Source organism: Lentzea albida, assembly GCF_900111005.1.
Taxonomy (GTDB): domain Bacteria; phylum Actinomycetota; class Actinomycetes; order Mycobacteriales; family Pseudonocardiaceae; genus Lentzea; species Lentzea albida.
In genome coordinates, this window is sequence record NZ_FOFV01000014.1 from 242094 (window position 1) to 263713 (window position 21620).

The window sequence follows — 21620 nt, forward strand, 5'->3', positions numbered from 1 at the left end:
ACTCGAAGTAAGTTACGAGCGGTAGACTCCGTTCGTGACTGCTCCGCGGCGCCGCATGCCCAAGGCCCAGCGCATGGCGCAGATGCTCACCGTCGCCGAGGAGATCTTCGCCGAGCAGGGGTATCTGGCCACGTCGATGGACGAGATCGCCGAACGCGTCGGCGTCTCGAAGCCGATGCTCTACGAGTACTTCGGCTCGAAGGAAGGCCTGCTCATCGGCTGCATCCACCGTGCGCGCACAGAGCTGCGCGAGAAGACGGCGGCGGCGATTGCGGGCGCGGCGACCCCGGAGGAGTTCCTCCGGCTCGGGCTGCTCGCGTTCTTCGAGTTCATCGACGAGCACCGCAGGTCGTGGGCGCTGCTGCGGCAGGAGGCGGCCGTGGCCGTGCCGTCGGCGCAGGAGGAGGTCGAGGGCATCCGCCAGCAGCAGACGGACATGATCGGGGCCGTGCTGGCGTCGTTCACGCCGGAGATCGACCCGCTGGAGGCGGAGGCGTTCGCGGAGATGGTCGTCGGGGCGACCGAACGGCTCGCGGTGTGGATGGAGCGCAGGCCCACCGTGGGACCTGCGCTCGCAACCGATTACGTCATGAACGTGATCTGGCCGGGCGTCGCTATGAAGCTGCCTTCACCCGTTCCGCACGCATAGCGGTGACGGCGGGCAGGTCGATCGGCGCGACCTTCGTGCCCGTCGCCCACTCGATCAGCATGTCCGCGAGCGCCGGGTTGCGCGGCAGCACCGGCCCGTGCAGGTACGTGCACACGATCCGGCCCTGAACGGCGCCCTCGACGCTGCCGTCGTTGCCCGTGCCCACCTTGACGTGCGCCAGCGGGCGCGCGGCCGGGCCCAGCACCGTGCGGCCCTGGTGGTTCTCGAACCCGGTCAGCGGGCCCGCGAACAGGCCGTCGGCGGGCTCGGCGATGACCTCGCCGATCGCGCGGCTGCCGCCGGCGTGCGAGGTCGAGTCGATCAGGCCCATGCCGGGGTGCGTCACGTTGTCGGCGCGGGTGAAGCTCTCGCCGAAGATCTGGATGCCGGCGCAGACGCCGAGCACGACGGCGTTCTTCGTGACGGCGCGCTGCAGGCCGGGGTGCTCGCGCAGGTGCTTCACCGCCAGCGTCTGCGCGGTGTCCTCACCACCGCCCACGACGTAGATGTCGCAGGAGTCCGGCACCGGCTGGCCGTAGTTGATCGGCACGATCTCGGCCTTGATACCGCGCCACGTCATGCGCTTCTCGAGGACCACGGCGTTGCCGAAGTCGCCGTACGTGCCGAGGAGATCCGGCAGCACGAGCGCGATCTGGATTGTCGACTCACTCATCAGCGGCAGCCCTGGCATTCAAGTCGCGGAACGCGGTGTAGTTGGCGATGACCTCGACCGCGCCCTGCGGCATCTGGTCGATGGCCTTCAGCGGGTCGGGCACGATCGTGTGCTGGACCTCGGCGTAGGTCAGGCGGACGGCCAGGTCGGTGGCGCGCTCGCCGGACGCGATGACCGTGCGGCCCTGCAGGCGCTCGAAGGGGACGTCCCACAGCCAGCTCAGGTCGCGGCCGTCGGCCTCCTGGGCGTTGATCACCAGGACGGCCGGGTGGTTGGCCTCCTTGACGACCGTGAGGGTCTCGCTCCAGCCCGCCGGGTTCTTGCTGAGCAACAGGCGCGCGCTGCGGCCGTTGCGTTGGATCGTGCGGTAGCGGCCACTCACGTTCGAGACGCCGCGCAGCCTGCGCACGGCCTCGTCCGCGGAGACGCCCATCGCGTGGGCGGCCGCGGACGCCATGACGGCGTTGGCCTGGTTGAACTTGCCCGGCAGCGTGAGGCGCAGCTCGAGCTTCTGGTGCTCCGGCGTGATCATCGCTTCGTCGGCGGTGATCCAGTTCGGGTGCGGGCGCGCGAGGTCGCAGCCCGTGCAGTGCCAGTGCTCGCCCTGCCACTGGATCGGGCTGCCGCAGCGCGGGCAGCTCGCCGAGTCGTGGTGCCAGCCGGTGCCGGTGGCGACCCAGACGACCTTGGAGGCGTTCCAAGCCGCGCTCGTCACCATCACGTCGTCGCAGTTGGCGACGATCGTGCAGTTCTGCAGCTTGTTGATCGCGTCGCGCAGCGAGCGCTCGATGGTGCGGACCTCGCCGACGCGGTCGAGCTGGTCGCGGCTCAGGTTCAGGATCACGGCGACGGACGGGTTGCTGGCGCCCGCGACGGCCGGGAAGTAGGCCTCGTCGCACTCCAGCACCGCGTAGGGCGCGTCCGGCTGCTTCGAGAGCGCCGTCACGTGGCCGTCGGGCATGTTCGCGCCGCTGTGGTTCGTGGCGACCTCGCCCAGCGCGCCCACGGCCCGTGCCAGCATCATCGTGCTGGTGGTCTTGCCGTTGGTGCCCGTCACGACGGCGACCCTGCGGCCCTGGGTGAGGCGGTTCAGCGCCTGCGGGTCGAGCTTCAGCGCGACCCGGCCGCCGATCATGCCGCCGGCGCCGAGGCCCATCTTCTGCGACAACGTGGAGCTCAGGTTGCCCAGCTTCACGGCGGCTGCGGTCCGCAGGGGGAGGCGGGCGGGGGAATCGTTCACGCAGGCGACTCTACCGGCGGTGGGATTCCACCCTTTCCGGACGGTCGTTGCGTTGGTGTGAACGGGGTTCGGTACAACTACCGGCTCAGCTCACCTGCTCAGGCCGCGCAGGATCCGGATGAGTTCGACGGTCGGGAGCTGGCACAGCTGTGCCATGTTCTCGAGCGCGGGCAGGTCGAGGTGCACCTCGGGTGAGGCACCTGGGGGAAGCGCGTGCAGCCGTCCGGCCGCCCACCGCCGCAGCGGCAGGATCCGCGGGTTGTCGGTGGCGGCGACCGCGGTGAGGCTGAGCGACAGGTGGCCGGCCGGGGTGTCGCCGAAGAAGCGTTCGTGCACGCGGGCGAGGACCTCGTGCGCCGGGACGTCGAGGGCGTGGCAGATCTCGACGAGGCGCACGACGGAGCACTGCCGCGTGCCGAGCTCGTACGTCGCCAACGTCTGCAGCGAGATCTCGGTCTGCAGGCGCTTGTTCAGCTCCTTGCGGGTCCATCCGCGCTGCTTGCGAAGGCTGCGGATCTCATCACCGAGCACGCGCTGGTACGCCGCTGTGTCGATTTGGCCGTTCGCAGTCTGCACTCTGGTCCTCCACCCCGTGAGCGGGTCTCACGGTGATGGAAGGCGCTGGTGCTTCGTCGCTTACGCAACTTGCCGGCAGAACCCCCCGAATGGGGGATACATCTCTACTCTGAGTATCAGTTCACGCAGCGCACGCCGTCTGCGGAGATGGGCGGAGGGGCCGCGGGGTCAGCCGGTTGCCGACGCGCACCGTCCAGGGCGAGCATCCCGGACCCGGCGAAACCCTGGGCGCCGGGACCCGCGTAGTCCGAGCCGAGGAAGACGCGGGCGGCGCCGGCCGGCACGTTGACGTCCTCTTCGATCTTGAGGCCGCCGAGGGCCTCCTGGACCGCGTTGGCGCCCGCCTCGCCGCCCTTGCCGTAGCGGACGACGGACTTCGCCATGGCCTCGGCGTTGCCGGTCTGGCCCTCCTTGAAGCCCTTCGCGACGAGCGACTGGAGCACCGTGCCCGCGAGACCCGGCTGACCGGAGGCGTTGCGGACGTCGACGGTCACCGTGGACTTGTCGAACTTCGGGTCGGCGGGGTTCGACGACGCGGGGGCCTTGCCCAGGTTCTTGACGAACGACTTCACCTCGGCGGCGTCCACCTCGACCGCGGAGCCGTCCTCCGGCGTCTGCAGGTCGGGGTTGCCGGTCGGGATCGTCTGGAACGTCAGGTTTCCGCCCGTCAGGTCCTTCATCTGCAGGGCGAAGTTGGTGATGTCCCAGCCGTCGTCGAGCACGATCGCGCTGCCCAGGGCCTTGATCAGGTCGGCGCGCTTGGTGCTGTCGGTGAGCACGCCCGCGGACAGCACCTTCTTCGCCAGGCCCGCCATGAACACCTGCTGGCGCACGACGCGGTCGAGGTCGCCCATCGGCAGGCCGTGGCGCTGGCGGACGAACGCGAGCGCGTCCTTGCCCGCGATGGTCTGCTGGCCCGCGGGGAAGTTCGCGCCGGAGAAGCTGTCGCGGACCTTCGCGTTGAGGCAGACGTCGATGCCGCCGATGGCCTTGGTGATGTCGTAGAAGCCGACGAGGTTGACCTCCGCGTAGTGGTCGATCGTGGCGCCGGTCAGGTCCTGGACGGTCTGGATGAGGTTGTTCGCACCGGCCTTGCGCGACTCCATCTCGACCTCGGGGCCGGTCTTGCCGCTGCCCTGCAGCTTCTCGGCGGCTTGACCCTTGGCGTAGCCGTAGGCAGAGTTGATCTTGTGTCGCCCGAACCCGCCCGCGATCTTCACGTAGGAGTCGCGCGGGAACGACACGGCGAAGGCCTTGCCGCTGTCGTTCGGGATGTGCAGCAGGATCAGCGTGTCGGTGTTGAACCCGCCGTCGTCGCTGCCGCCCGCCTGCAGTTCGTTGAGGATGTTCTGCGGCAGCGGGTTGCCCTTGGAGTCGGTGCGGCTGTCCATGCCGACCAGCAGGATGTCGATCGCGCCGTCGGCGGGCCTCTCGCCCGCGTCGGCCAGGTCCAGGTCCTGCTTGGTCAGGCCGTCGGTCAACGCCGTCAGGTTCTGCCAGGCGATGCCGGTGACCAGCAGGATCGTCGCCGACAGCATGGTGATGAAGATCTTGGCGCCGGTGGGGGCGCCGCGGTCGGCCCTGCTCGGGCGGCGGGCGGCGGCGGGCCTGGGCCGCGGGCGGGGCGCGGGGGCTTCGGCCTTCGCCTTGGCCGGGGTCGTGCGGACCGTGGGGCGGTCGGCGACCGGACGCGGGCGCGGTGCGGAGGACGACTCGCGGCCCGGCACGCGGCGCGGGGGTTCGCGGTGGGGCGGTTCGGAACGGCGCGCGGACTCGCTGCGGCCGACCGACTCGCTGCGGCGCGGGGGCTCGGAGCGACCGGCTGGTTCACCGCGCCGTGGGGGCTCGCTACGACGTGGTGGCTCGTTGCGGCCCGCCGACCCGCCGCGCGGGGGTTCGGAGCGCTTCGGGGGTTCCCGCCTCGGCGGTTCGGCCTTGCCCGGCTCCCTGCGGGGCTGGTCGGAGCCGCGCGGCGGCACCTGCGGGCGGCGGGGCCGGCCCGCCTGCGGACGCGGGGTGGCAGAGGGTCGCCTGGGATTCCCGTTCGGGTCTCCCGGCCGCGGCGGCCGGTTGTCCACACCCACTCCTCTCAGCGCATTCGGGTACTCCAAGTAGACGTGCGGGAGGTCCACTCGGTTGTGCAAAGCGTGACACAGTGGCGGAGGCCACCCGATTCAGGCCCCTTGACCAGCGGTTTTGTCTGTTTCGTAGACTCGTCGCCGTGTTGACGATGCAGGACGCGCTGCTCGCGCTGACCAAGTACTGGACCGACCGAGGTTGCATCGTGGTGCAGCCGTTCAACACCGAGGTCGGGGCGGGAACGCTGAACCCCGCGACCGTGCTGAGGGTGCTGGGTCCCGAGCCGTGGCGCGTCGCGTACGTGGAGCCGTCCGTGCGGCCCGACGACGCCCGTTACGGCGAGAACCCGAACCGGCTGCAGACCCACACCCAGTTCCAGGTGATCCTCAAGCCCGACCCGGGCGACCCGCAGGAGCTCTACCTCGGTTCGCTGGAGGCGCTGGGCATCGACGTGCGCGCGCACGACGTCCGGTTCGTCGAGGACAACTGGGCCTCGCCCGCGCTGGGTGCCTGGGGCCTCGGCTGGGAGGTCTGGCTGGACGGCCTCGAGATCACCCAGTTCACGTACTTCCAGCAGGCCGGTGGCATGACGCTCGACCCGGTGTCGGTGGAGATCACCTACGGCATCGAGCGGATCATGATGGCGCTGCAGGGCGTCGACCACTTCAAGAAGATCGCCTACGCGCCCGGCATCTCCTACGGCGAGGCGTTCGGCCAGGCCGAGTACGAGATGTCGCGGTACTACCTCGACGACGCGGACGTGGAGGCGAACAAGCGCCTCTTCGAGGAGTTCGCGACCGAGGCCCGCCGCATGCTCGACGCCCGCCTTCCCGTTCCCGCGCACAGCTTCGTGCTGAAGTGCTCGCACATCTTCAACGTGCTGGACGCGCGCGGCTCGATCTCGACGACCGAGCGCGCCCGTGCGTTCGGCCGGATGCGCGGACTGGCCCGCGAGGTGGCCGCGCTGTGGGCCGAGCGCCGGTCCGAGCTCGGGCACCCGCTCGGGGTCGCCGAACTCCCGGCCGTCGTCGAGAAGCCGTCGTCCTTCGAGGACGTCGTCGCGCCCGCGACGCTGCTGTTCGAGATCGGCACCGAGGAACTGCCGCCGCACGAGGTGCTGCGGACCGTCGACGCGGTGCGGTCGGCCGTGACGGCGAAGCTGGAGGCCACGAGGCTGACGTCCGGCGAGGTGACCGTGCACGGCACCCCGCGCCGGATCGTGGTGCTGGTGCCCGCCGTCTCCCCGCGGGAGCCGGACGCCGAACGCACCGTGCGCGGCCCGCGCGTCTCCGCCGCCTTCGACGCCGACGGCAACCCGACGAAGGCCGTGCAGGGCTTCGCGCGCGGCCAGGGCGTCGAGGTCTCCTCGCTGGGACGCGTGGTCGAGAACGACGTCGAGTTCGTGGCGTCGACGAAGACCGAGGCGGGCCGCGGTGCCGTCGAGGTGCTGAGCGGACTGCTGGGCGAGGTCGTCGCGGAGCTGCGCGCCGAGAAGAACATGAAGTGGAACGACCCGAAGCTGTCGTTCACGCGGCCGATCCGCTGGCTGCTCGCGCTGCTCGGGCAGACCCCGGTGCCGGTCGCGGTGTCGTCGCTCGCCTCGGGCACGTCGACCCGCGTGCACCGGACCGCGGACGAGCCGGTCGTCGAGGTGTCCACGGCGGACGGGTACCTGGACTTCCTGGCGGGGCACGGCATCCAGGTCGACGGCACCGCCCGCGCGGCCACGATCGTCGCCGCCGCGCAGGAACTGGCCGCGTCCGTCGGTGGCGTGGTCGAGGTCGACGGCCTGCTGGACGAGGTCACGAACCTCGTCGAGTGGCCGACGCCGATCCTCGGCTCGTTCGAGGAGCGGTACCTGGAGCTGCCCGCGCAGATCCTGACGACCGTGATGCGCAAGCACCAGCGCTACCTGCCGGTGCGCACCGCCGACGGCGCGCTGCTGCCGCACTTCGTGGCCGTGGCGAACGGGTCCGTGGACGCCGACCTGGTGCGGGCGGGCAACGAGGCCGTGCTGCGGGCGCGGTACGAGGACGCGGCGTTCTTCTGGCGGGCGGACCTCAAGACGCCGCTGGAGGAGATGAAGGCCGGCCTCGCGAAGCTGACGTTCGCGGACAAGCTCGGCTCGATGGCCGACCGCGCCGCCCGGATCGCCGCGCTGGCCGGCCGGTTCGCCTCGGTGGTCGAGGTGGACCGCGAGACCCTGGACCGGGCCGGTGCGCTGGCCAAGTTCGACCTCGGCTCGCAGATGGTGATCGAGCTGTCGTCGCTCGCCGGCGTGATGGCGAGGGAGTACGCGGCACGGGCGGGGGAGACGCCCGAGGTCGCGCTGGCGCTGTGGGAGATGGAGCTGCCCCGGTCGGCCGGTGACGCGCTGCCGTCGTCGGTGCCGGGTGCGCTGCTGTCGCTCGCGGACCGGTTCGACCTGCTGGCCGGCCTGTTCGGGATCGGCGCGCAGCCGACCGGCTCGTCGGACCCGTTCGGTCTGCGCCGGGCCGCTCTGGGCGCGGTGACGGTGCTGCGGGCCTTCCCGGACCTGCGGGAGATCACGCTGCCGGTGGCGCTGTCCCTCGCGGCAGAAGGCCTCGAGGTCTCCGCGGAGGCCCTGGAGACGGCACGCGAGTTCGCCGTCCGGCGGTACGAGCAGGCGTTGCTCGACGCCGGGCACGAGCACCGGTTCGTGCAGGCCGTGCTGCCGCTGGCCGATTCGCCCGTGCTCGCGGACGAGACGCTCGCACAGCTGGAGTCGTTGGCGGGCAACGAGTCCTTCGACGCCCTGGCGGCCGCGTTGCAGCGCGTGCGGCGCATCGTGCCGGGTGCGGTCGAGGCCTCGTACGACGCCTCGGTGCTGTCCGAGCCGGCGGAAGTGGCGCTGCACGAGGCGTTCGACGGCGTGCCGCGCGACGTCACCGGTCTGGCGGCGTTCTTCGCCGCCGCCGAGGGGCTCACCGGGCCGATCAACACGTTCTTCGACGAGGTGCTCGTGATGGCCGAGGACGAGGAGGTGAAGGCGGCCCGGCTCGGGTTGCTGGCGTCGATCCGCGACTTCGCGGCGCCGGTGCTGGACTGGACCCAGCTGTAGGACCGACGTGCACAAGAGGGGCGCTCCACGCGGAGCGCCCCTCTTGTGCTGTGGCACCAGGGTCTAGTTGATGCTGAAGCTGTCGCCGTACACCTTCCACTTCAGCGGCGTCTTCAGGTCGAAGTTGCCCGCCTTGAGCCACACGCGCTGGGCGGTCTCGATGCGGGAGACGTCCTCGTGGGCCGCCTCCTGCTTCATCGCCCACACCCGTGCGTCCATGAAGGCGTTGAGCCACGTGGTCTCGTTGCCGCCCTGCGACGGGGGCTTCGCCTTGCCGAGGGCGCGCTTGCGGATGTTGCTGAAGCTCGTCTTGTCGCCGCCGTCGCCGTGCACGACGATCGCGTCGTAGTAGGCGAACTGGCCGAGGGCTCGCACGCCGTCCGCTTTGCCTTGCGCCACAGCGGGGTTGAAGTAGACGCGGTCGCGTTCGGACTCCTGGGCCGCCTTGAAGGCGGAGTCCTTGGCGGCGGTCTTCCAGTCCTTGGTGAAGTTCGGGTCGAGGCCCGTGTGGGAGTCGCTGCCGTTCACCTTGCGCAGCGCGGGGAGGTACTTCTCCAGCACGTTGCCGGGTTTGCGGTTCTTGTAGAGCTCGACGAGGTCGAGCATGTCGCCGGTGCCGCTGCAGAAACCGATGATGCCCGCGGTGTAGCCGCGGCCGTCGTCGATGTCCTCGATGTAGCCGAACTGCGCCTTCCAGTCCGTGGAGGAGTTCTCCGCGCTGGACACGATCTGCATCGCGATGTCCTTGAGGCGCGGTTCGTCCAGGTCGGCGGCGGACGCGGTGCCGATGGTGGTGGTGAAGAGCGCGGCGCACGTGAGCAGTGCGGCCGCGATGCGACCAGTGGTTTTCACGACTGTCCCTCCGGGGCAGGGATGGTGGGGTCCCGGGCGGCGTGAATGCCACGGTAAGGGGTGCAGACCTTTATTGGCAAGGGTCTTTACTAATTCGCGAAACGGACAATTGTTGCCAGGCGGTGCATTCCGGGGCATGTCGCCTCGGTCCATTGTGGACGAAACGAGGCCGGCTCGCCCCGAGGCGAGCCGGCCTGTCGTGCGTCAGCCGGTCTGGGCCGCGCACTTCGTGTCGTTCGGCCGCCGGCCGCCGAGCAGGTACTCGGTGACCTTGTCGTTGGCGCACGTGTTCTTGCCGAACACGTAGGCGCCGTGGCCGCCCTGGTCGATGGTGATCATCGCGGCCCTGTCGCCGAACGCGCGGCGCGTCGACTGGGCGCCGGCCAGCGGCGTCGCGGGGTCGCGTTCGTTCTGCACCAGCAGGACGTTGCGCGGGCCGCGGTCGGACGGCAGGACCTGCTTCTCCACCGGCTTCGGGAAGAACGCGCACGGCTGGATGTTCGCGGCGCCCGCGCCGAACATCGGGTGGCGGAGGCGGTCGATCTCCACGTTGCGCTCGTAGGTGCGGACCGACGACGGCCAGGCCGAGTCACCGCACATCACGTTCAGGCGGCCCGCCAGCAGGGCCTGGACGCGGGGGACCTCCGGGTACTCCTGCGGCGGCTGCGGCTGACCGGTGTCGAACGCCTTCCAGGAGGCGGCGAGCTTCGCGAACGCCGCGTCGCCGGTGGCGTAGAGGCCGGTGAAGTTCAGGAAGCGGAACAGCCTGCCGTCGATGCCCTCGACCGAGGGCTTCTCGTCCAGGCGCGCGGCCAGGTCGAAGAACTTGGCGCGCACCTGCTGCGGCGTGGTGCCGAGGCCGTACTCGGGGTGCGCCGCCGCCCACTTCGCGAAGTCGGGGAACGTGTCCTCGACGCCGCGGCCCATCAGCCGGCCGCCCTCGACGTCCCAGCCGCCCGGCGGCAGGTTGCTGTCGATCACGACGCGGTCGGATGTCTTCGGGAACAGCGTGGCGAACACCGAACCCAGGTACGAGCCGTAGGAGTACCCGAGGAAGGAGGCCTTCTTCTCGCCCAGTGCCGCCCGCACCGAGTCCATGTCACGCGCGATGTTCGCGGTCGTGTTGTACGGCAGTTCGTCCGCCGAGGACGACTTCAGGCACTGCTCGGCGATCTTCTTCACCTCGGCGGCGCGCTGGCGCACCTCCGCGGAGTTGTTGGCGTACGGAGGCACGCTGCCGTCCGCCATCTGCTCCTCGGTCATGTCGCACGTGGACGGTGAGCTGTAGCCGATGCCCCGCGGGTCCATGCCGATGACGTCGTACGAATCCAGCACGCTCTGCGGCAGTCCCACCGCCTTCAGCACGGCCGGGAACGTCAGACCCTCGCTCGGCCCGCCGGGGTTCGTCAGCAGGATCCCCTTGCGCTGCGCGGGGTTCTTGCTCGCCAGGCGGGTGATCATCACCTCGGTCTTGCGCCCCTGCGGCTTGCGGTAGTCGAGCGGCAGCTGGAGCTTCCCGCATTCCAGGCCCGGCAGTCCCACGTCGGTGGGGCAGGTGACCCACTGCACCTCGGGCTTCGGCGTGGCGGCGGACGACACCCCCGGCACCGCCACCAGGGCTGCGGCGGCGGTCACGACCGCGGCCAGAGACAACGTTTTTCGCATTAGCAAATTCCTCCCCGACGACGTGCCCCCTCGGCACGCCAGACCAATGAGATGTCAGCCGTTCATGCGGACGAGAACGTCCAGCTGGGCCTTGTTGTAGAGCTCGACCATGACCTTCACGACCGTTCGCCTCGCGTGCTCCACGCCGCGGGGCGCGTCGCTCCACAAACCGGCCGGATCAGGAAACGCCGCACGCATCTCGGCCATGTAGGGCATGGCGCGCATGCGTTCGGCCAGGCGCTGCCGAGTCTGCTCGTCCGCGTCCTCCGGCAGGTGGTCGAACTCGATGACCGCCGGATCCCGCGAGTAGTCCTTCAGCGTCTCGGCGTACTTCACCAGCGTCTCCGGTGAGAGCAGCTGGGCCAGCACGACCGTGAACGAGCGGTCCTGCGGTGAGAGGTCCGCGTCCTCGATCATCACCGCCACGTCCGGCGGCAGATCGGTCGGCGTCTCCTGGCGCAGGACCAGCGCGAGCTCGGCCCGCACCCGTTGCAGGCGTTCGATCTGCGCCTCCAACTCGGCGTCGAGCTCCCGCAACGCCTCGCGCGGGTGTTCGTCGGAGTCACCGAGGTCCGCGATCTGCGCGAGCGACAGCCCGAGGTCGGTGAGCCGCTTGATCCTGAGCACCCGCACCAGGTGTGGCACGCCGTAGCTCTTGTAGCCGTTGGCCCTGCGTTCGGGCTCGGCCAGCAGTCCCACGTCGTGGTAGTGCCGGATCGTGCGCAACGTCGTGCCGGCGAGGTCGGCCAGCTGGCTGGTGCTCCACCCCACGACGCCTCCCGTTCTCGTTCCGCCCTGACGACGATCAGTGGAAACCATGCCGCTACGGCACGGTCAAGGCACGCCGGAACAGTTCAGACGAAGGTGGTCGCGGCAGTCCACTTTCGTCGCACGAGAAAGGCCCCCGGCAAGACACCGGGGGCCTTCGTCGTCGAGCAGGGGTTACAGGAACTGCTTCCCGCGGGTGACAGCGCCGTAGGCGTCCACGATGCCGTGACCGTAGAAGCCGTTGAACTTCGCGTCACCCTCACAGGTGGCGTCGAACTCCGGCGTGCGGCCCACGTTGACGTACGAGACAGTGCGCGGGTTCGGGCAGGCGCGCTGGATCGCGGTCTTGTAGAGGACCTTCTCGACCTTGTCCGGGTCGAGGGTCAGACCGGGATTCTTCTTGTCCTTCTTGCCGTACTCGCTGACGACCAGCGCGGCGACACCAGCGGCGTGCGGGGCGGCCATCGAGGTGCCCTGCAGGTACTGGTAGTAGCCGACCTTGTCGCCCTGCACGGCCTTCTTGACACCGGCGCCGAGGCCGATGTCGGTGATGTTGCCGGCCTCGTCGATCGCGCCTTCGGCGAGAGCGACGTTGCGCGGGTAGGTCGACAGGATCATGTTCTCGTTGGTGCGGTACCACGGCGTGCCGAAGTAGTCGCGGAAGTAACCACCGGGAGCCGAGAGCGCGGTCTGCTCGACGCCGTAGTTCGAGTAGTCGGCCTTGTTGGTCGACGGGCCGAGGGACGACACGGAGATGACGTGGTTTCCCTCGGTCGGCAGGTTGAGGCAGGTCGCGTTGTCGACCGGCCGCGGACGGTTGTGGCCCGGCGGGTAGTTCGGGCTCACGGTGTCCTGGCGCGGCTTGCCCAGGTCCTCGTGGTTGTTGCCACCGGCACCGATCAGCGTGACGCCCTTGCGGTGCGCGTAGTTCAGCGCGCGCTGCACGGTCGCGATGATCGTGCGCTGCTCCAGCTGCTCCTCGGCCGAGGCCGTGGGGTCGTTGGCGCAGTTCATGTACCAGGGGTCGACGTAGAACGACATGTTGATGACGTCCAGGCCGATGTCGGCGCCGTAGGTGAGCGCGTCGACGACGGGCGTCAGGAAGAACGAGCCCGCGTCCTGGCCGCCGCGGATGTTGACCAGTGACACGCCCGGTGCGACACCGGAGATGCCGAAGCCGTTGGCAGCGGCGCCGATGGTGCCGGCCACGTGCGTGCCGTGGCCGCCGTCGTCCCAGTTGGCCGGGTCGACGCAACCGCGGAACTCACACGGGCCGTCGAACTCGCCACCGTCGGAGTCGTTCGGGATGTCGACGGTGAAGTTGCGCGAGAGCTCGTTGTTGAAGTTCGGCGCGATGTCCGGGTGGGAACCGTCCACACCGGTGTCGAGGATTCCGACGTACACGCGCTTGTCGCCGGCCTGCTTGGCCCGCGCGATGTTGGAGCGGACGAGGTTCAGGCCCCACAGGTCCCCGTCGAGCGGGTCCATGCCGGCGGTCGACCCCTGCTGGGCGGGAGCCTTGTTCGGCTTCTCGCCCTTGTTCTCCTTCTCGACGTTGTCGCGCTTGGTCTTCTCGGCCTTCTTCGCCGCGGGCGCGTGCCCGATCGGCTTGGACCGAGCGGCACCGACGATCGCGCTCGAAGCGGAGACCTTCTCCGCGAAGCCGGTCGCGGGCGCCTTGACCGTCAGCAGGCCGACGGCGTCGTTGCTCCGCACGACCTCGCCACCCGCCGCCTCCACGGCGTCGATCGCGAAGTCGCGGTTTCCGGGTTCCTCCAGGAGGACGGTGTACTCCGTGGTCGGCCCCGTGGAGGCCGGAGCGGCCCCCGCCGCCGATGTGCCCGCCGCGATCAGCGACACCGTTGCCGCCACCGCCATCACGGTTCTGCGCGTTCTCACCTAGCTGTCTCCTCACACCCGGTCAGGGCTGGATCCAACAACACGGAACGGCCCCCGTTCGCCGCCCAAGTCCGACACACTGACACGAAAAAGCGCCCTGCATCAGCGCCTTTCGTACGGAATCGAACTGTAGCCGAACGGAAGCGGAGCGTGATGTTATGAGAAGAAATCTTGACTTAACAAGATTCAAGGACTGAACTCCGCGTTTATGCGAAGACGGGTAATGGCATCGTCGGCGTGCCTGCTCTTTCTCCTGACTGCTTGTGGTGATGCTGGTCAGGGCTCTCCGACGCTGCCTACGCGCGGTCCCAAACCAATCGTCGGGGTAATCCTTCCCGACCGAACGACATCCGCGCGTTGGGAAGAGCAAGACCGCCCCCTGCTCACACAGGCGTTCAACTACGCGGACATCGAACCGTTCATGGAGAACGCCGAGGGCGACGAGGCGAAGTTCGCGCAGATCGCCGACGAGATGATCCGCCGCAAGGTGAAGGTCATGATGATCACCCCGTTGTCGGCGGCGGGCGGGCTCGCGGTGCAGAAGAAGGCGAAGGCCGCGGGCATCCCGGTCATCGACTACGACCGCGTGACGCTCGGCGGCCAGGCGGAGTACCACGTCGGTTTCGACAGCGTGAACGTCGGCCAGCTGCAGGCGGACGGCCTGCTCGGCTGCCTCGGTGAGAAGCCGGGTGCCCAGATCATCGAGATCCAGGGCGCGCCGACGGACCACAACGCCACGCTCTTCGCCCAGGGCCAGAAGTCGAGGCTCGCGCCGAAGTACGACAGCGGTTCGCTGAAGCTCGTGAAGACGCAGCCGGTCGCCGACTGGAACAACGAGCTCGGCGGCAAGCTGTTCGAGCAGATCCTCACCGAGAACGGCGGCAAGGTCGACGGCGTCGTCGCGGCCAACGACGGTCTCGCGGGCGCGGTCATCGGCGTGCTCAAGAAGAAGGGCATCAGGGTCCCGGTCACCGGCCAGGACGCCACTGTGGACGGTCTGCGGGCCGTGCTCGGCGGCGACCAGTGCGTCACCGTCTACAAGCCGGTGCGCGACGAGGCCGAGGCCGCCGCCAGGCTGGCGATCGCCATCGCCCGCGGAGACCTCGAGGGTGCCGACGACCTCGCCACCGGCAACCTCAGGGACCCCGTCGCGCGGCGCGACATCAAGTCGGTGCTGCTCGGCGCGACGCTCATCAAGAAGGACACCGTCCGGACGCTGGTCACGGAGGGCATCGTCAAGCCGGCGGAGCTGTGCGCCGGTGAGCTCGCCCCGGTCTGCGCCCAGCAGGACATCGTCGGCGGTTAGCCGACGCTCGGACCCGTCACGGCCTGTCTTGATCAGGCAGGTCGTGACGCCCCGAGATGAACTCCTGCACGGCGATCTTCGCCCGGATGATCGGCTGCCGGATTCGCGCCTCCCGGCGGTAGGCGCGGCTCAGCTTGCGCGAGCCCTCCGGGTAGCGCCAGCGCGCCCACGGTGAGCCGGGCCTGGCCAGCCGCACGGCGCCCACGGCGGGCACCACCGGTACCAGCAGGCCCAGCAGACCGGTCCAGATCTTGCCCTTGAGCAGCGCCACTATCGCGAAGCACAGGTTCACGCCGATGGTGATCACCCGGAGCGTGAACGTGGACGCGGGGGTGGTGTCCGGGTTGAGCGAGAGCACCTCGTCGTAGCCGAACGGGCGTGCGCCCAGCAGGAACGTCCCGGTGAGACCCACGGCGAGGAACACGGCGTCGACGGACAGCCGGCCCGCCTTGGTCCAGTACACGTCCCTCAGGTGCAGGATCAGCGCGAACTCGTCCAGCACGAGCGCCGCGCCCACCCCGAGCCCGGCCGCGGCGGCCAGCCGCGCGCCGTGCAGGTCGTCCGGGATGACGAGGCTCGTGACGCTCGACAGGAGCAGCAGCACCGTGCCGAACACGACGTGGTGCACGTGCGTGTCGCCGGCCACGATGTTGCCCGGCCACCAGCGCACCTTCGCCCTGATCATGCGCACGCTGATGCGGATGAACACGAACGTGGTCACCAAGCCGATGAAGAAGAAGAGCAGTCGTTCGCTGCCGGTCAAAGCCACGGCCCCCTGGGTTTACGACCCTCCAGGTTACCGGCCGTCCCGCGGGTTCATGTTGTGCACGTGGCCGATCTGGTACGGGGTGCCGTGAACGTCGCCCGTGGACTCGTTGACCACGGCCCCTCGCCGCGGCCCTTCCGCGGGGCGTTCGGGATCTCACGGCAGCAGCGAAATCGATGGCTCGACTGAGGGCGGGGAGCCGTGGTTGACTGTCTTCGGTCGTACGTTTCGTGTTCGTGGAATCACCCCGCTCGCGGAACGAGGTCGCGAGTGTGCGGGTTCTCCAGGTTCCGGAGTTCACGCTGCTTCGACTTGACCCGGTGGTCGCGAGCGCGATCCGGCACCTGTTAGAGGAGAAGTAGCAAGATGGCAGTACAGGGCACCGTCAAGTGGTTCAACGCGGAGAAGGGCTTCGGCTTCATCTCCCCCGACAACGGTGGCGCCGACGTGTTCGTCCACTACTCCGAGATCCAGATGAACGGCTACAAGGCTCTCGAGGAGAACCAGCGGGTCGAGTTCGAGATCGGTCAGGGCCAGAAGGGCCCGCAGGCCCAGGGCGTTCGCGCCGTCTGAGTCTGACTGGTCAGCACATCTGATCTGACACCGAAGCCGTCTGTCCTGTATCGGACAGACGGCTTCGGTGCGTCTTGTGCCGGGCCGAACACGATCAGTAGCTTCGGCGCATGGGGAGACTGTTCGTAGCCGCTCTGTTGCTCTTCGTGGCCGGGTGCTCCGGCGGTACCGAGGCCGTTCCCGGCGCGGGCAAGATCGACGCGCTGCTGGCCAAAGCCCCTGTTTACGCAGGTGAGGTCACTCCTGGTTCGGCCGTCGACCGCATCAGGAAGCGCGGCGAGCTGCTCATCGGCGGCTCCCAGGACGCCCCGCTGCTCTCGCAGCTCGACCCGATCAGCGGTGAGCTCACCGGCTTCGACGCCTACCTCGGCAAGCTGCTCGCGCACTACGTCGTCGGCAAGCCCTCGACGGAGCTGCTCACCGCGACCTCCGAGACGCGCGAACCGTTGCTGGCCAACGGCACGGTCGACGTGATCATCCAGACCTACACGATCACGCCGGCTCGCCAGGAGCGCGTGTCGTTCGCCGGGCCCTATTACCGGTCCGGACAGTCGATCGCGGTCCGCAAGGGCACGTCCGGCATCGCGAAACCCGCCGACCTCGTCGGCAGGACCGTCATCGTCGGCGCGAACACGCCGGGTGTGAAGGCGGTGCGGGACGCGGCGCCCACCGCGGAGGTCGTCGAGTTCGGCTCCGACCCCGAGTGCGTGACGGCGTTGAAGCAGGGCCGCGGCGAGGCCTACGTGCAGGACCAGGCGATCCTGGTGGCCGACGCGTCGAAGGACGGCGAGCTGCAGCTCGTCGGCGAGCCGTTCACCGAGGACCTGTACGGCATCGGGATCAGGCACGGCGACGCCGAGTTCACGGCGTTCGTCAACGACTGGCTGCGCGAGATCGGTGAGTCCGGCCTCTGGCAGGAGGTCTGGAAGCAGACGATCGGCACCGTGGTCACCGGCGACGCGCCGGCGCCACCCGCGATCGCCTCATGAGCCTCGTCCTCGAAGGCTTTCTGAACACCGTGGCGCTGACCCTGCTGTCGTTCTGCGGCGCGTTGCTGGTCGGCCTGCTCGTAGCCGTGCTGAGGATCGTGCCCGTGCCCCTGTTGAGGGCCATCGGAGCCGTCTACGTCGAGGTGTGGCGGAACATCCCGCTGCTCGCGTGGCTGGTGCTGTTCGTGTTCGGGCTGCCCGAGGTGGGCGTGACGATGCCGTTGTTCTGGACCGCTTTCCTGGCGATCTCGCTGTACGAGGCGGCTTTCGTGGCGGAGGCGCTGCGCTCGGGCGTGAACTCGGTGGCGTCCGGTCAGGGCGAGGCCGCGCGGGCGCTGGGGCTGTCGTTGCGGCAGTCGTTGCGGCACGTGGTCCTGCCCCAGGCCTCGCGGCGCGTCGTGCAGCCGCTGGCGAACATCGCGATCGCGTTGACGATGGCCACTGCGCTGGCCGGTGTGGTCGGCGTGGTGGACATGACCCGTGCGGCGCAACGGATCAACCTGGAGCTCGCGCAGCCGTTGCTGGTCTTCACCGGTGTCGGGCTCTGCTACCTGGTGATGGCGGCCGGGATCGGGTTCGGGGCCCGTGCGCTGGAACGGCGGCTGGCCTGATGTTCGACGCTCCCGGCCCCCGGTCCCGCCGCAGGGTCTTCTGGGTCTCCGCGGTGTCCGCCTCGGTGCTGGCCGGGCTGGTGGCGCTGGGGTTGCGGCAGTTCGCGCTGAACGGGCAGCTGGACCCCGCGCGGTGGAGGCCCTACCTGACCTGGCCCGTGTGGCGTTACCTGCTGGACGGTCTGGGGTCGACGGTGCTGGCGGCGTGTGCGACGGGCGTGCTCGCGGCGGCGGGAGGGCTGGTGCTCGCGTTGCGGCCCAACCGGTTCACCCGTGCCTACGCCGAGGTCATGCGCACAGTCCCGGTGCTGCTGCTCGTGTACGTGATGCTGTTCGTGCTGCCGTCGTTCGGTGTGAACCTGCCGCTGTTCTGGAAGCTCGTGGTGCCGCTGGCGCTGTCGCACGCGGCGTCCTACGCGGTGATCTTCCGGGCCGGTGTCTCGTCGGTCGATCCGGGTCAGCGCGAGGCCGGGTTGTCGCTCGGGATGCCGGACGGGGTGGTGACGCGGTTCGTGGTGCTGCCACAGGCCGTGCGGCACATGACGCCGTTGCTCGTCACTCAGGCCGTGAGCCTGTTGAAGGACACCTCGCTGGGGTATGTCGTGTCCTACACGGAGTTGTTGTTCAACGGCCGTGTGCTCGCCAACTACAACGGTCTGCTGATCCAGACCTTCATCGTCGTCGCGTTCGTCTACCTCGTGGTCAACCTGGGGCTGTCCAGGCTGGCCCACCGGCTGGAGGCCGCCCGTGCCCGCACTGCTCGCTGAGGTGACCCGGTCGGGGTTCGTCGAGAGCCTGCACCACGGCAGCGTCGTCGGCCTGCTGCCGTCCGGTGAGGTGGGCGTCTCCCTCGGCTCCGTGCGGGACGTGGTGCTGCCGCGGTCGTGCATGAAACCGTTCCAGGCGCTGGCGTGCCTGTCGGCGGGCGCCCCGTTGGCCGGGCCCGGCCTGGCGATCGCGGCCGGGTCGCACACGGGGGAGGACCGGCACGTCGAGGTGGTGTCGCGGCTGCTCGGCGGGCTGTCCCCGGACTCGTTGCGGTGCCCTGCCTCCTGGCCTGAGGACGAGGAGACGCGTGCACGGCTCGAGAAGCCGTCTCGGGTGCGGATGAACTGTTCCGGCAAACACGCGGCGATGCTGGCGGCGTGTGTGGCGGCGGGGTGGCCCGTGGAGACCTATCTGGAGGTTTCGCATCCGTTGCAGCAGGCGGTGATGCGCACGGTGGAGGATTTGTCCTTTGAGTCCGTTGCGCACACGGCGATCGACGGCTGTGGTGCCCCCGTGTACGGGTTGTCGTTGCACGGCCTGGCGCGCGCGATGCAGGGGTTGGTGCGCACTCCGGTGGCCGAGGCCATGCGGGAGTTCCCCGAGTACGTCGGCGGGACCGGGCACGTGAACACCCTGGTCATGCAGCGGTTGCCGGGGGTCGTGGCGAAGGGTGGCGCTGAGGGCGTGCTGGTGCTTGCGTCCGCCGCCGGGCACGCCGTCGCGGTGAAGGTGCTCGACGGGAACCCCCGCGCCACCACGGCCGTGGGGCTGACCGCGCTGGCGGCGATGGGGTACGACGTGTCGCCCGCGAAGGAGCTGCTCTCGGTGCCCGTGCTCGGCGGCGGGCAGGTCGTCGGAGAGGTCCGGGTGGTGATCTAGAACTTCTCGGGGACGTCGAGCAGGCCGAGCTGGGCCATCACGGTCGCCGTGTCGCCGTAGACGCGCTGACAGGTGAGGACGTCCTTGTCGAACAGGAAGAAACCGACCATCCTCACCTTGAACGACCGTCCGGTGACCTCTTCGCCGGTGAGGCTGCCGAGGTGGGTGCCCTCCAGCTCGAACTCGAGGATCACGGCGTCGTCCGCGTGGTGGACGTCCATGACCTTGTTGCGCTGGTCGGGGAACGCCGCGCGGGTGCGCTGCCAGTAGCCGCGCACGGCGTCCACGCCTTCGAAGACCTGGCCGGACGCCATGATCTCGTAACGGGGGTGCGGAAACGTGTTCAGAGAGGTGTCGAAGTCGTGCTCGTTCTGCGACTCCATGTGCTCCAAGACGATCGCTTCACGCAGCGCTCTGAGCGCCTTGGACTCGGTCATTCCGGCCGACCCTCCTACGTACGCCGTACGTCGCAGGGAAGCTACTCCACGTCACGGGGTCTTCGCCAGTGTCGTCCCGTGAACCGCTGACCCGCACCCGCATCGTGGATGCGGCGGTGCGGTTGATCGAGCGAGAAGGCGTCGAGGCCGTCTCGATGCGGCGCCTCGCGGCCGAGCTGGGCGCGGGCACGATGTCGTTGTACAACCACGTGCCGAACAAGGCCGTGCTGGTCGACCTCGCGGCCGAGCGGATCATGGCCGAGGCGCGTCCGTACCACGTGGACAGCGACGACTGGCGTGACCACATCCGGGCGCACGCCCGTGCGGTGCGGGAACTGGCCCGCCGGCACCCCCGCGCGTTCGTGATGCTGGCGACGCGGCGGCTGAGCAGCGAGGCGGGGTTCCGGACGATCGAGGCGGCGTTGGTGAACTTCGACCGCGCGGGGTTCCGGGGCGAGATCGCCGTCGGGATGATGCGGGCGATGGTGTCGTACCTGCTCGGTACGTTGATGCGGGAGGTCGCGACGTCGCCGGAGCTCGGCGGGATCGCGTTGTCGCCGTACTCCGACGTCGACGTGTCGGCGTTCCCGCTGTCCGCGGAGGTGATGGACGAGCTGGGGACCTACGACCACGATCACGAGTTCGAGTTCGGGCTCGAACTCATGATCGCGGCGTTGGAGCGCTACCAGTCCTAGGTGTGATGTCCGGGGAGGTTGGTCAGCCGGGTGATGGGTGGCTGGCCTGCGGGGGCGGAGTGGGCTCGGTGGTGATTGTAGAAATGGATCCAGCCGGGTAGGGCGGTTCGGCGTTGGGTTTCTGAGGTGTAGTGGCGTGCGTAGGCCCAGCCGTCGGCGAGTGTGCGGTGGAAGCGTTCGATCTTGCCGTTGGTCTGGGGCCGGTAAGGACGCGTGCGTTTGTGCCGGATGCCGAGTTCGGTGCAGGCGTCTCGCCAGGCGTGGGACTTGTAGCAGGCGCCGTTGTCGGACAGGACTCGCTCGACGGTCACTCCGCGGTCGGTGAACCAGGCGACGGCTCGTCTTAGGACCGCGATGGCCGTGGCCGCGGTTTCGTCGGTGTGGATTTCGGCGTAGGCGACGCGGGAGTGGTCGTCGATCACGGTGTGCAGGACCGCGGTGCCGACGGCGGGCCGGTAGTGGGCGTGGCGCCGGCCGGTGCGGGTGGCGGTGGCCTCGCGGTTGCGTTTGCCTTGCTGGCGGCCGACGAAGCGGTGTCCGCCGCCGTCGGGGATGTTGCCGAACTTGGTGACGTCGACGTGGATCAGCGAACCGGGATGCGGGTGTTCGTAGCGGCGTAACGGTTCGGCGGTGACGCGGTCGATGTGGGACAGGCGGTTGATTCGGCAGCGGACCAGGACGGCGTGCACGGTCGAGGCCGCGATTCCGGGCTGGCCCGCGATCTGGACCGGTCCCAGCCGATGCCTCCATCGCAGGGTCACGATTCGCCGCACGACAGGTTCGGTGGTGCGGGCCGGGCTGTGGTGCGGGCGGGAACTCCGGTCGGTCATGCCCGCCGGGCCTTCGTCGCGGTAGCGCTGGGCCCATTTCCGGGCGGTTCTCTCGGCGACCATGAACATCTTCGCCGCCTCGGCCGGGCGCCAGTTCTGTTCGACGATCAGACGTGCCAGTCGTAACCGGGTGCGTGGGGTCAGCGTCGCGTTAGGGTGGGACACGAAGGCCTCCAGGCCGTGAAGCGGTTCCTCAGCAGTTCCACTTCACACCCGGAGGCCTTCACCTGTCTTCACGACAGGCCATCACATCCGGAACAACGTCCCTGGACATCACACCTAG

20 protein-coding genes are annotated in these 21620 nt (G+C 69.3%); 9 read left to right on the top strand and 11 right to left on the bottom strand.

Going from position 1 to position 21620, the window contains the following annotated elements; genetic code table 11:
- The first annotated feature begins 55 nt into the window (after positions 1–55).
- Positions 56–649: a TetR/AcrR family transcriptional regulator gene (locus tag BMY74_RS30840; RefSeq protein WP_089921996.1), complete on the top strand. Its 594-nt coding sequence runs from the start codon at positions 56–58 to the stop codon at positions 647–649.
- Here BMY74_RS30840 and BMY74_RS30845 read toward each other — a convergent pair.
- The 4 genes from BMY74_RS30845 to BMY74_RS30860 all read right to left on the bottom strand — a co-directional run bounded on the left by BMY74_RS30845 (position 615) and on the right by BMY74_RS30860 (position 5216).
- Positions 615–1322, bottom strand: coding sequence for a type 1 glutamine amidotransferase (locus BMY74_RS30845; RefSeq protein ID WP_089922038.1), 708 nt, complete (start codon positions 1320–1322; stop codon positions 615–617). The two genes, BMY74_RS30840 and BMY74_RS30845, sit on opposite strands and share 35 nt — an antisense overlap.
- A complete protein-coding gene (locus BMY74_RS30850) occupies positions 1315–2562 on the bottom strand; it encodes a MurT ligase domain-containing protein (protein WP_245786450.1) in 1248 nt (415 codons plus the stop codon). Before BMY74_RS30850 ends, BMY74_RS30845 begins: the two co-directional genes overlap by 8 nt.
- A 90-nt stretch (positions 2563–2652) precedes the next feature.
- Positions 2653–3138, bottom strand: a complete 486-nt coding sequence (locus BMY74_RS30855) for a helix-turn-helix domain-containing protein (protein ID WP_245786451.1) — start codon at positions 3136–3138, stop codon at positions 2653–2655.
- A 116-nt stretch (positions 3139–3254) separates the two neighbouring features.
- Positions 3255–5216, bottom strand: coding sequence for an LCP family protein (locus BMY74_RS30860; protein WP_245786452.1), 1962 nt, complete (start codon positions 5214–5216; stop codon positions 3255–3257).
- A 152-nt stretch (positions 5217–5368) separates the two neighbouring features.
- Here BMY74_RS30860 and BMY74_RS30865 point away from each other — a divergent pair, with 152 nt between their 5' ends.
- A complete protein-coding gene (locus BMY74_RS30865) occupies positions 5369–8299 on the top strand; it encodes a glycine--tRNA ligase (protein WP_089922042.1) in 2931 nt (976 codons plus the stop codon).
- Between the two features lie 63 nt (positions 8300–8362).
- Here the strand turns inward: BMY74_RS30865 and BMY74_RS30870 are convergent, their stop codons facing one another.
- The 4 genes from BMY74_RS30870 to BMY74_RS30885 form a co-directional block, all read right to left on the bottom strand.
- Complete coding sequence (locus BMY74_RS30870) at positions 8363–9133, bottom strand: chitosanase (protein ID WP_425434871.1); 771 nt, start codon at positions 9131–9133, stop codon at positions 8363–8365.
- A 222-nt stretch (positions 9134–9355) separates the two neighbouring features.
- On the bottom strand, positions 9356–10816 hold the full coding sequence (locus BMY74_RS30875) for an alpha/beta hydrolase (protein WP_089921997.1): 1461 nt from the start codon (positions 10814–10816) through the stop codon (positions 9356–9358).
- Between the two features lie 54 nt (positions 10817–10870).
- The gene (locus tag BMY74_RS30880) at positions 10871–11587 is read right to left on the bottom strand and encodes a MerR family transcriptional regulator (protein ID WP_089921998.1); all 717 of its coding nucleotides are present in this window, start codon (positions 11585–11587) and stop codon (positions 10871–10873) included.
- A gap of 171 nt (positions 11588–11758) precedes the next feature.
- Positions 11759–13462, bottom strand: coding sequence for a S8 family serine peptidase (locus BMY74_RS30885; RefSeq protein ID WP_089921999.1), 1704 nt, complete (start codon positions 13460–13462; stop codon positions 11759–11761).
- A 244-nt stretch (positions 13463–13706) separates the two neighbouring features.
- Between BMY74_RS30885 and BMY74_RS30890 the strand changes: the two genes are divergently transcribed.
- Positions 13707–14789, top strand: a complete 1083-nt coding sequence (locus BMY74_RS30890; protein WP_342718250.1) for a sugar ABC transporter substrate-binding protein — start codon at positions 13707–13709, stop codon at positions 14787–14789.
- Between the two features lie 16 nt (positions 14790–14805).
- Here BMY74_RS30890 and BMY74_RS30895 read toward each other — a convergent pair whose 3' ends face one another.
- Positions 14806–15558 (bottom strand): hypothetical protein, encoded by a 753-nt coding sequence (locus tag BMY74_RS30895; protein WP_089922001.1) that lies wholly within the window; start codon positions 15556–15558, stop codon positions 14806–14808.
- Positions 15559–15921: 363 nt separating this feature from the next.
- Between BMY74_RS30895 and BMY74_RS30900 the strand changes: the two genes are divergently transcribed.
- The 5 genes from BMY74_RS30900 (at position 15922) to BMY74_RS30920 (ending at position 19375) form a co-directional block, all read left to right on the top strand.
- Positions 15922–16128, top strand: coding sequence for a cold-shock protein (locus BMY74_RS30900; RefSeq protein ID WP_030468404.1), 207 nt, complete (start codon positions 15922–15924; stop codon positions 16126–16128).
- A 110-nt stretch (positions 16129–16238) separates the two neighbouring features.
- On the top strand, positions 16239–17117 hold the full coding sequence (locus BMY74_RS30905; RefSeq protein ID WP_089922002.1) for a glutamate ABC transporter substrate-binding protein: 879 nt from the start codon (positions 16239–16241) through the stop codon (positions 17115–17117).
- The gene (locus BMY74_RS30910) at positions 17114–17728 is read left to right on the top strand and encodes an amino acid ABC transporter permease (RefSeq protein WP_089922003.1); all 615 of its coding nucleotides are present in this window, start codon (positions 17114–17116) and stop codon (positions 17726–17728) included. The genes BMY74_RS30905 and BMY74_RS30910 overlap by 4 nt, the downstream gene beginning before the upstream one ends.
- Positions 17728–18495: an amino acid ABC transporter permease gene (locus BMY74_RS30915; RefSeq protein ID WP_089922004.1), complete on the top strand. Its 768-nt coding sequence runs from the start codon at positions 17728–17730 to the stop codon at positions 18493–18495. The genes BMY74_RS30910 and BMY74_RS30915 overlap by 1 nt, the downstream gene beginning before the upstream one ends.
- Positions 18476–19375, top strand: coding sequence for an asparaginase (locus BMY74_RS30920; RefSeq protein WP_089922005.1), 900 nt, complete (start codon positions 18476–18478; stop codon positions 19373–19375). Before BMY74_RS30915 ends, BMY74_RS30920 begins: the two co-directional genes overlap by 20 nt.
- On the opposite strand, the gene BMY74_RS30925 is transcribed toward BMY74_RS30920, so the two are convergent.
- On the bottom strand, positions 19372–19812 hold the full coding sequence (locus tag BMY74_RS30925) for an ester cyclase (protein WP_089922006.1): 441 nt from the start codon (positions 19810–19812) through the stop codon (positions 19372–19374). The genes BMY74_RS30920 and BMY74_RS30925 overlap by 4 nt on opposite strands.
- 68 nt (positions 19813–19880) lie before the next feature.
- Here BMY74_RS30925 and BMY74_RS30930 point away from each other — a divergent pair, with 68 nt between their 5' ends.
- A complete protein-coding gene (locus BMY74_RS30930; RefSeq protein ID WP_089922007.1) occupies positions 19881–20507 on the top strand; it encodes a TetR/AcrR family transcriptional regulator C-terminal domain-containing protein in 627 nt (208 codons plus the stop codon).
- Here BMY74_RS30930 and BMY74_RS30935 read toward each other — a convergent pair.
- A complete protein-coding gene (locus tag BMY74_RS30935) occupies positions 20504–21502 on the bottom strand; it encodes an IS481 family transposase (protein WP_143091745.1) in 999 nt (332 codons plus the stop codon). The genes BMY74_RS30930 and BMY74_RS30935 overlap by 4 nt on opposite strands.
- Positions 21503–21620 lie beyond the last annotated feature (118 nt).